Raw genomic sequence first — 9,220 nt, forward strand, 5'->3', positions numbered from 1 at the left:
TAATGGAATTAACTACATAGTTGGTGATAAGGATGAAAAAGAAATAGTTCATTCACTTCCCTTTAACCCTCTTGAGGATAGTTCTCTTCTTGAAGAGCTAAAGCAAGATGAAGATGATGGAGTTCAGTTTTCTCATACTACTGTTGAACATTTAAATGCTCTATTAAGTGCAGGATTTATACTTACTGATATTTATGAAGATACTAATGGAGAAGGAAGATTACACGAGTTAAATATTCCAACTTTTACAGCTATTAGGGTAATAAAAAGGTAGTTTATTATTAGGGGAAATTAGTAGAAAAATTTCCCCTATTATAAAAGAGTCCCCAATCATGAGGACTCTTCTTTTACTTACATTCTGTTATAAAGATCCATATAAATCTTTGAAGAGTTAGTCCAAGACCAATCTTCCTTCATACCACGCTTTTGCATGTTTTCCCACTCTTTTCTATTATTTGTGTAGAGATTATATGCAGCGTTAATTCTATCAAGAAGCTCACCAGAGAAGTAGTTTCTAAATGAGAATCCTGTACCGGTACCATCAAACTCATTATATGGTTTAACTGTATCCTTAAGACCACCAACCTCGTGAACAATTGGAATAGTACCATAGCGAAGAGAAATAAGCTGTGTTAAACCACATGGTTCAAATGCAGATGGAACAAGGAGTGCATCACAACCAGCATAAATCTTATGTGCAAGTGCATCTGAATAGCAAATCTTAGCTCTTACTTTGTTATAGTACTTACCTTCATAGTACTTAAACATATCTTCATAGTTTCTAGCACCGGTACCAAGTACTACTAAGTTAATATTCATATTACAGAGGCGGTCCATAATATTATCAATTAAATCTAAACCCTTTTGATCTGTAAGACGTGATACTAAGCCAAGAGTAAATACATTTTCATCTTCTTTTAATCCAAGCTCTCTCTGTAAAGCCAGCTTGTTAGCAGCTCTACCCTTCTTAAGAGTCTTTGTATTGTAGTTAGCTTCAATCTTTTTATCTTTTGAAGGATCCCAAATATCATAGTCGATACCGTTGATAATACCCCAAAGTCTTTCTCTTCTCCAAGCAAGGATGTCATCAAGACCATCACCAAATGCTGGAGTTTGAATTTCTTGTGCATATGTATTACTTACTGTTGTAATGTAGTCACAATAGGTTAAGGCACCTCTCATCATTGAACAGTTCCAACTATTTTGAGGAATTGATGTATCTTGGAAAGGACTTACTAAACGACCTGGTACAAAGCATTCATCTGGAAGCTTGGATACCCATTTAATGTGACCAACATCCCAAGTACCTTGGAAGCGAAGATTATGAATTGTCATAATTGTTCTAATTCCTCTGAAGAACGGGTCTCCTTGGAATACTGTATTAAGATATACAGGAACTAATGCTGATTGCCAGTCATGACAGTGAATGATATCAGGTCTAAAGCCAATTAATGGAAGAGCTGAAAGACAAGCCTTTGAGAAATATGCAAATCTTTCAAGGTCCTGATAAAGATCATAATAAGGAACCATACCACCAAAATACTGCTCGTTATCAATAAAGTAATATGTTATTCCATCTAACTCTAACTGATGTACACCTACATATACTCTGTTATCCATTTGGAAGTAATAGATACACTTTGCAGTTTCTCTATATTTTGGATCAATAGCACGGTAATTTGGAAGCATTACACGAACATCATAATCTTTTTTATCAAAGTTCTTTGGTAAAGCTCCAACTACATCTGCTAAACCACCTGTTTTAACAAATGGAACACATTCTGAGGCTACGTATAATATTTTTTTCATATTTTCTTTCCCTTTTCCTTATAGTTTTTATTAAACCATGACTATAACCAAAATAAAAGGCAAAAATATTGAAAATAAAGTCTTAAATGCATATTCTCACCACATGCATAAGTTAAAAGATATATATAGAAAAGATTCATCATACAAAGCATTTTTGCTTTCCCTGCTATGTGTAGGTGTCTCCTATGGACTATATAAAGGCATTTTAGATAATTACCTTGCGCAAGTAGTTCATATGGGAGAATTCGATAGAGGTGTAACAGAGTTTTTTAGAGAACTTCCAGGCTTTTTGCTAGTATTTATTTTAGCCTTTCTTTTTGAGGTATCTGTTGAAAATACCTATAAGCTCGGTGCCCTCATTATGTTAATAGGACTAGGACTAATAGCTATATTACCACCTTCAAAGGTATTAGTGGTATTAGCAATTTGTGTCTACTCAACAGGAGAACATATACAGCTAGGAATGAAAAATACCCTCTCCCTTAATTATGCAAATAAAGGCTACGGTGGAATGTCGATGGGAATACAAAATGCAATATCAAACTTTGGTAATATTGGAGGATATATTATAGTTGCAATAATATTTACTCTACTTTCAAGCCTTACTGCATTTAAAACTATTTTTATTACATCACTAATTATTCTCCTGCTTAGCTGTATTATTAACCAAGCACTAAAAGGTGACGGTAGTGCAAGAAAGAATACTAGTCGTTTCTACTTTAGAAAGAAATTTGGGAAGTATTACATGCTTGAAGTATTCTATGGAGCAAGAAAGCAGATATTCTTCACATTTGGACCTTATGTATTAATTCTCTTTTATAAAGCTGATGCATCAGTAATCAGTATGCTATTTGCAATAAGTGCTATTTGCTGCTTCTTTTTATCCCCAGTTGTCGGAAAGATAATAGATAAAATTGGATATAAAATTGTCATGATTGCAGACACATTAATATTAATAGTTGTTTGCTTCTTCTATGGTTTTGCACACCACTTCTTCCCTATGAATGTAGCTTTTATTATTTGCTGTATTAACTACATTTTAGACTCTGTAATATCACTTGCGGCAATGGCAAGTAATGTATATGTCCAAGACATCTCAGATAGCGAAGAAGAGGTAAGAGCTACCATAACAACAGGTATTTCTGTTAACCATTTAATATCTATCCTAATTGCATTATTTGGTGGTTGGATTTGGCAAGTAACAGGTATTGAAACCTTATTTACGCTATCTGCTATCTTAGGTTTAATTAATAGTATTTACGCAGCAACAATAAAACCTAGAGCAAAATAACTAGTAGTGGAATTATTACAATACTAATCATTATTGATAGACTATTTACCGTTCCTGCTAAAGCAGTATCACCATTTAATGAAAGTGTGAAGGAAGGAGAGGCTGATGAAATTGGAGAAAATAATACAATTACAGCAGCCTTTCTTATTTCATATGAAAATGGAAGTGTTTTATATAACACTATGCCTAAGAGAATTGCTACAGCATATCGAATTACTAATACATTAAAGGTCTTTCTTAATGCTTTTTTATCAAAGTGTGGCTCAAGTAATAGACCAATCATAAACATTGCAATTGGTCCATTTGCACCACTAACAATATTTGTAAATGTATATATTTCGTTTGGAACACTTACCTTTAGTAGTGCAAGTGTAATAAATACAACATATGAAACAAAGGATGGGACTTTTAATAAAGGTTTTAGCATTAAAAGTATATTCTTTTTACTCTTCTTTTCTTCAACCATTGATTTGGCAATTGCATAATCTAAACCGACACATTGAATTGCATTACCTGAATCAAAGAGGCAAACTGCTAGAGCTCCTTGTGGGCCCATCATGCTTGAGGCAAAAGGCAGTGTAAAGCAACCAATATTATACGCAGGTAGACAAAGGGTATAATAGATTTTATCTTCTCTTGTTCCATTTTTTGAAAATAAAAAGCTTATTAACAGAAAAAGTAAGTTTACACCAAGTCCAATTAAAATAAAGATTAGCATCTTGCCTGAAAAGGAAGCTGATGAAAAGCTATTAATAATTGCACATGGGAGGGTAATATTCATCATCACACGAGAAAGCGCATAGCCATCTTCTTTTTTAAAGACCCCTACTATCTTTAATAGATATGCTAATACAACCATTAATAAAAATGATATTGCTCTTACTACTATACTCTGCATGAAAAAAATAATGTTTACTCAATGTTAATTTGTCAATTACTTTAATATCTTAATGAGATGATGCTTTATCTTATTTTATGATAATATAACAACGTGGATATTTGGACGCTATTAAAAACAACAGACAGACCAATTGTATTTTATGGAACCGGTAATGGTGCTGACATGATGGCAAAAATCCTTTCTAGCTATAATAAAAGTGTATCAGGGATATTTGCATCACCCAACTTTATAAGAAATAGGACATTTCTTGGCCTTCCAGTTTTATCATTTGAAGAATGTTTAGAGAAGTTTGGTAGCCAAATGATTGTCTTAATGGTATTTGGAACAAGTGATATTAATGTCATTAACTATGCTAGAGAAATATCAACAAAGTGCGATTTCTATGTCCCAGATTTACTAACAGATGAAAATGGTGAACCATTTACCCCTTCCTATCTAGATAAACATTTAAAGGAAATAGAAAGTGCTTATGAAAGGCTTGTTGATGAAAGAAGTAAAGAAATCTTTAAAGCAAGCATTAAGCATAGATTATTTGCCAAACTTGATAGTCTAACTTCATCTTGGTCAAACGATGAAGATAATTGGAAGGAACTTGGAATAAATGATAATGAAGTATTCTTTGATGCAGGTGCTTATAATGGAGATACAGTAAAAAGGTTTTGCTCAATTACTAATAACTATGAGCATATTTATGGCGTTGAGCCTGATCCAAGATCCTTTAAAAAGTTAGCTCTTTCTTGTGAAAACTTAGATAAAGTTACATTAATTAATGCTGCACTTTCAAATGTTGATGGAGAAACTTCCTTTACTTTTTCAAAAGGTAGAGGAAACAAAAAAGGTGGGAAAGATATAATTAGCCAACGCTCAATTGATTCTATTTTAAATGGTAGCAGAGCTTCAATTATTAAATATGATATCGAAGGTGAAGAGGAAAAAGGTTTATTAGGGGCATCTAATACTATTAAAAACTATAAGCCTAAACTTATTTTATCTTCTTACCATAAAATCGATGATTTATGGCATCTTCCTTCTGTCTTAGACTCTATTAATAGTAACTATACTTATATGCTTCGAAAGAGTATCTGCATTCCTTTTTGGGATCTTTACTATCTGTGTAAATAGTAGAAATTCACATACTTGTTAAAAGCAGAAATAAAGCTACAATAGGGATTATGGATAGAAATCAAATGATGGCTAAGGCTCCTGTAAAAAGCCTTATCTTTAGACTTGCAATCCCAACAATTACAGCCCAGCTAATTAATGCACTATATAACATTGTTGATAGAATATATTTAGGTCATATTCCCGGTTCAGGAGGAATGGTATTAACTGGCGTTGGAATAACCTTTCCAATTATCATGGTTATTACTGCTTTTGCAAACCTTATTGGAGCTGGTGGTGCTCCACTTGCTGCAATACAACTTGGAAGTAAGAATAAAGACAAGGCAGAAGATATTTTAAACCAAGGCTTTACCTGCCTTATTTTACTTTCTGTTGTATTAACAACTATCTTTTTACTTATTAAAAAGCCTCTTCTTTTTGCTTTTGGAGCATCAGAGGTAACATATAAATATGCTGATGAATACATTTCAACGTATTTGTTTGGTACTATTTTTGTTCAAGTATGCTTAGGTATGAATACTTTTATTACAGCACAAGGGTATTCCACCTTTGCCATGGTAACTACAATAATAGGCGCAGTACTAAATATTTTATTAGATCCACTATTTATATTTGTTTTTAACCTTGGCGCTAGAGGTGCTGCACTAGCAACTATTATTTCTCAATTTGTATCAGCACTTTGGGTTATGAAGTTCTTGTTAGGAAAGAAAACTATTTTAAAGTTAAATCATAGAAAGTTTAAAATTACAAAAACAGTTATGCTCCCTGTTTTAGCATTAGGAGTGTCCCCATTTATTATGGGTGCAACAGAGGCAGCAATTAATATTGTATTTAATTCAACACTTCAAAGAACTGGTGGAGACGCAGCTGTTGGAACTATGACTATTATTACTTCAATAATGTCCTTTTGTTGGATGCCTCTTCAAGGTTTTGGCCAAGGTGCTCAACCAGTAATTAGTTTTAACTTTGGGGCTAGAAATAAAAATAGAGTTTCGGAGGCTATTAAGCTAATTGTAATTGTTTGTCTTATCTACTCCTTTACCTGCTCTATTCTCTTAGAATCATTTCCTGCCTTCTTCTTATCACTTTTTACTAATGATAAAGCTTTAATTACATATGCTGTTCCATATACTAGGATATTCTTTATTGGTCTTGGTATATTTGGCGCCCAAATGGCATGTCAACAAATATTTATGGGATTAGGAGAAGCAAAGCTTTCATTAATATTAGCACTTCTAAGAAAGATTATCCTATTAATCCCATTAGTATTTATTTTTTCATCATTCTGGGGTGTAAATGGTGTATTTATTGCAGAACCTGTAAGTGATATTACTTCAGCTCTAACTGCTATTATTTTGCTTACTTTGAATATTAGAAAGATTATTGAAAGGGGACCAAATACTTAAATTATTGCAAATAATGGCTATTTCAAAGGTTTTTTAGCTATCACCTTTGATTTCAACTTGCAATAATTAATAAAGTAAATTTACAATATTTTTATGCAAGAGAAATATCCGCTCTCAAGGAAAATGAAGAAAATCATCGCGCTCGCAAATATGTTTACAGAGCGTGATGTTGATAAACTCACTCCAGAGCTAATAAATAATTTAAATAAAAAAACTATACCTTCATCACGACTAGTAAGAAGGTTATTTAATAAACCTGCTCCTCATATATCAAAAACAACATATGTAATTCCTGTTACAGAAGGAGCTATTACAGGACACTTTTTTTCAAGTTCAGATGACTTAGCAAGAACAAGTCTAAAGCCTCTTATCATCTATATGCACGGTGGTGGATGGGTGCTTGGAAACATGGATTTATATGGCATATACTGTGCACATATTGCATCAGTAACTAATGCAAGTGTCTTACTACTTGATTATCGCCTTGCACCTCAATATAAGTTTCCAACAGCTATTGAGGATTGTTATGATGCTTATCTATGGGCACTCCAAGGTATTAAATATTGGAAAGTTGATCCTGATAGTATCTACTTTATGGGGGACAGTGCAGGCGGAGCTCTAGCTGCCGGTTTATCTATTCTAGCTAGAGATAGAAAAGTACAGTTACCTATTGGCCAAATATTAATATATCCTGTTACCGATGGAAGGCTTAGAACAGAGAGTTTCCAAAACTATGCTGATAGCCCTACTCTTACAGATAGGATGATGAAGTTTTATATCAGCTGTTACCAAAGAGAACCTAAAGATATATTGTCCCCTCTATTTTCTCCTCTACTTGCAACTGATTTGTCTAGACTTCCTAATACTCTTATTATTGGAGCTGAATTTGATCCTCTAAAAGATGATGGCAAGCTATTTGCTAATGCTTTAAATGAAGCTGGTTCTGAGGCAAACTACATTGAAATAGAGGGTACTGTGCATGGCTTTATAAACTACCCTAAAGCTGTAGGCGCAGAGGAAACTGATTGTATGATAAGACAATTTACTTCTGGTCGTCCTGTATCTAAAATACAACCTCTTACTGAAGCAGAATTAAAGAGAGAGGGAAAAATTAAGATGCAAGAGGCTACTCAGAAATATCATTCAAAGGCAACAAAAGATGAAGAATAAAATATTAATTATATTGTTAACACTATTTTGTTCTTTTTCTATTTTTGCAACAGATTATTCCTTTGTTGAAAATCCAACATCTCTTCCAGATAAGGTCTATACAGATATTGCATTAAACTATAATCCAAATAGTATTGGGACTTCTTTATTTGTAGGTTTTAATCCCTTTGCAATTGGATTTGAAGGAAAAGTAAATAGTAAAAAAGAAAGCGATAATACATATACAGTTTTACCTTCCTTAACTCTATCCTTTGTATATGAATATGACTATGAGATAAATACAGATTTTGATTTATCATTTGGAATTAGCTCGGCATATACTCAAAACTACATAAAAAGAGGGTTAACTGAAAGTCAGGTTAGTAATAAAAAGAATGCTGGTTTAAAGTTCTTTAAAACTCATTTTATGGAAAATGGAAATTATTTAAATATTAATAGTGCAGCAAGCATAATTTATAAAGACTCTCTTGCTTTAACTTTAATCTTAAATGATTTTAGTAAGTTAACTCCTATGCTTTCTTACACCCTTAATAGTTCATATATTAATTTATTAGCTCGATTATCTTTCGATAATTTAAAGAGTTTTGGATGTGGTGCAGAAATAACGCTCTTTGATACCTTAAGTTTGTTCGTCGATTATTCAAATGTATCATTAACTTATGGTGCTGAGCTTTACTATTTATTTATGCGTTTAAAGGCAACAATTAATAATGAAAATAATTATTTAGTTCAAGTTGCCTTTACTTACCGTTAATTTATTTAGTTTTCATTTTTTAGCTTGCAGGGATTTTTCCTTGCAAGTTTTTTTAAGCTTTTAAAGGTAATAAAAAACCCCTCTGCGGAGAAAAGGAGGTAAACCGCTATGAGGGGAACAAAAGGAGGTAAATTTTTTTCTAAGGGATTTTGTTTTTCCCTTATTGATGGCTTAAAGATAATCCTTTCATAAAAAATAATCAATATACTTTTTGAAAAAATGTATACAAATTTTTTATTTTTTTTGTAAAATATATTTTACAATTTATAATTCTTTATTATATATGATTTTAATTAAACAATTAAATTTGTATACAAATTTTTTATTTCTATTATGTTAACCCTTTAACATACATATTATACTAGAAATCCAAAATATGTTTACAAAACAAGAAAAATATATAAGCCACATGACTTTTGGTATCATGTGGCCTTTCCTTTTTAATTCCATTCACCTGACCAGAACATTACATCCTGTGATGATAATCGTTTTTCTATAGCTCCTCGCTTTTTCTTAAATTTCTCCCAATCTTTGTTTTCACTCCAAAGACTTTCTGCAAGTGCTACTAAACGCGGGAATAGTAAGGCTTCATTATCACGACCGAAATCAACTCGTTCAGTCCAAAGATTACCTTGACCACCAAGGACTAAACTTGCAGACTCTTTCATTTCAGCTTTTACGACTTCAAAATCATAGCTCATCTTTATTGTAGCTTTTCCCCAATATTGCCCATGCTCATCATCATTAGTATTATCATAGCGATAATC

8 protein-coding genes and 1 pseudogene are annotated in these 9,220 nt (G+C 32.5%); 6 read left to right on the plus strand and 3 right to left on the minus strand.

Going from position 1 to position 9,220, the window contains the following annotated elements; genetic code table 11:
* A pseudogene (locus SOY52_RS00040) lies at nt 1-274 on the plus strand (SAM-dependent methyltransferase); the annotation flags it as partial.
* Between the two features lie 77 nt (nt 275-351).
* Here SOY52_RS00040 and SOY52_RS00045 read toward each other — a convergent pair.
* Nucleotides 352-1,809, minus strand: coding sequence for a glycogen/starch synthase (locus SOY52_RS00045; protein WP_320846941.1), 1,458 nt, complete (start codon nt 1,807-1,809; stop codon nt 352-354).
* 103 nt (nt 1,810-1,912) lie between these two features.
* Between SOY52_RS00045 and SOY52_RS00050 the strand changes: the two genes are divergently transcribed.
* Nucleotides 1,913-3,100 carry an MFS transporter gene (locus SOY52_RS00050; protein ID WP_320846942.1) on the plus strand — a complete coding sequence of 396 codons (1,188 nt, stop codon included), beginning with the start codon at nt 1,913-1,915 and terminating at the stop codon, nt 3,098-3,100.
* Here SOY52_RS00050 and SOY52_RS00055 read toward each other — a convergent pair.
* Nucleotides 3,087-3,998 (minus strand): AEC family transporter, encoded by a 912-nt coding sequence (locus SOY52_RS00055; RefSeq protein ID WP_320846943.1) that lies wholly within the window; start codon nt 3,996-3,998, stop codon nt 3,087-3,089. The two genes, SOY52_RS00050 and SOY52_RS00055, sit on opposite strands and share 14 nt — an antisense overlap.
* 93 nt (nt 3,999-4,091) lie before the next feature.
* Between SOY52_RS00055 and SOY52_RS00060 the strand changes: the two genes are divergently transcribed.
* The 4 genes from SOY52_RS00060 (at nt 4,092) to SOY52_RS00075 (ending at nt 8,453) form a co-directional block, all read left to right on the plus strand.
* Nucleotides 4,092-5,123, plus strand: a complete 1,032-nt coding sequence (locus SOY52_RS00060) for an FkbM family methyltransferase (RefSeq protein WP_320846944.1) — start codon at nt 4,092-4,094, stop codon at nt 5,121-5,123.
* Between the two features lie 50 nt (nt 5,124-5,173).
* Nucleotides 5,174-6,529, plus strand: coding sequence for an MATE family efflux transporter (locus tag SOY52_RS00065; RefSeq protein WP_320846945.1), 1,356 nt, complete (start codon nt 5,174-5,176; stop codon nt 6,527-6,529).
* 123 nt (nt 6,530-6,652) lie between these two features.
* Nucleotides 6,653-7,699 (plus strand): alpha/beta hydrolase, encoded by a 1,047-nt coding sequence (locus SOY52_RS00070; protein WP_320846946.1) that lies wholly within the window; start codon nt 6,653-6,655, stop codon nt 7,697-7,699.
* On the plus strand, nt 7,689-8,453 hold the full coding sequence (locus tag SOY52_RS00075; protein WP_320846947.1) for a hypothetical protein: 765 nt from the start codon (nt 7,689-7,691) through the stop codon (nt 8,451-8,453). The genes SOY52_RS00070 and SOY52_RS00075 overlap by 11 nt, the downstream gene beginning before the upstream one ends.
* A gap of 440 nt (nt 8,454-8,893) precedes the next feature.
* Here the strand turns inward: SOY52_RS00075 and SOY52_RS00080 are convergent.
* The coding region (locus SOY52_RS00080) for a family 20 glycosylhydrolase (RefSeq protein ID WP_320846948.1) at nt 8,894-9,220 on the minus strand (327 nt) is incomplete at its 5' end.

Origin of the sequence: Bullifex sp. (genome assembly GCF_034103065.1) — a bacterium.
Lineage (GTDB): Bacteria > Spirochaetota > Spirochaetia > Sphaerochaetales > Sphaerochaetaceae > Bullifex.

Bases quoted from the DNA above. Each gene is read 5' to 3' on its own strand.
- SOY52_RS00045 (WP_320846941.1), bottom strand. From the start codon at position 1,809: ATGAAAAAAATATTATACGTAGCCTCAGAATGTGTTCCATTTGTTAAA.
- SOY52_RS00050 (WP_320846942.1), top strand. From the start codon at position 1,913: ATGCATAAGTTAAAAGATATATATAGAAAAGATTCATCATACAAAGCA.
- SOY52_RS00055 (WP_320846943.1), bottom strand. From the start codon at position 3,998: ATGCAGAGTATAGTAGTAAGAGCAATATCATTTTTATTAATGGTTGTA.
- SOY52_RS00065 (WP_320846945.1), top strand. From the start codon at position 5,174: ATGGATAGAAATCAAATGATGGCTAAGGCTCCTGTAAAAAGCCTTATC.
- SOY52_RS00070 (WP_320846946.1), top strand. From the start codon at position 6,653: ATGAAGAAAATCATCGCGCTCGCAAATATGTTTACAGAGCGTGATGTT.
- SOY52_RS00075 (WP_320846947.1), top strand. From the start codon at position 7,689: ATGAAGAATAAAATATTAATTATATTGTTAACACTATTTTGTTCTTTT.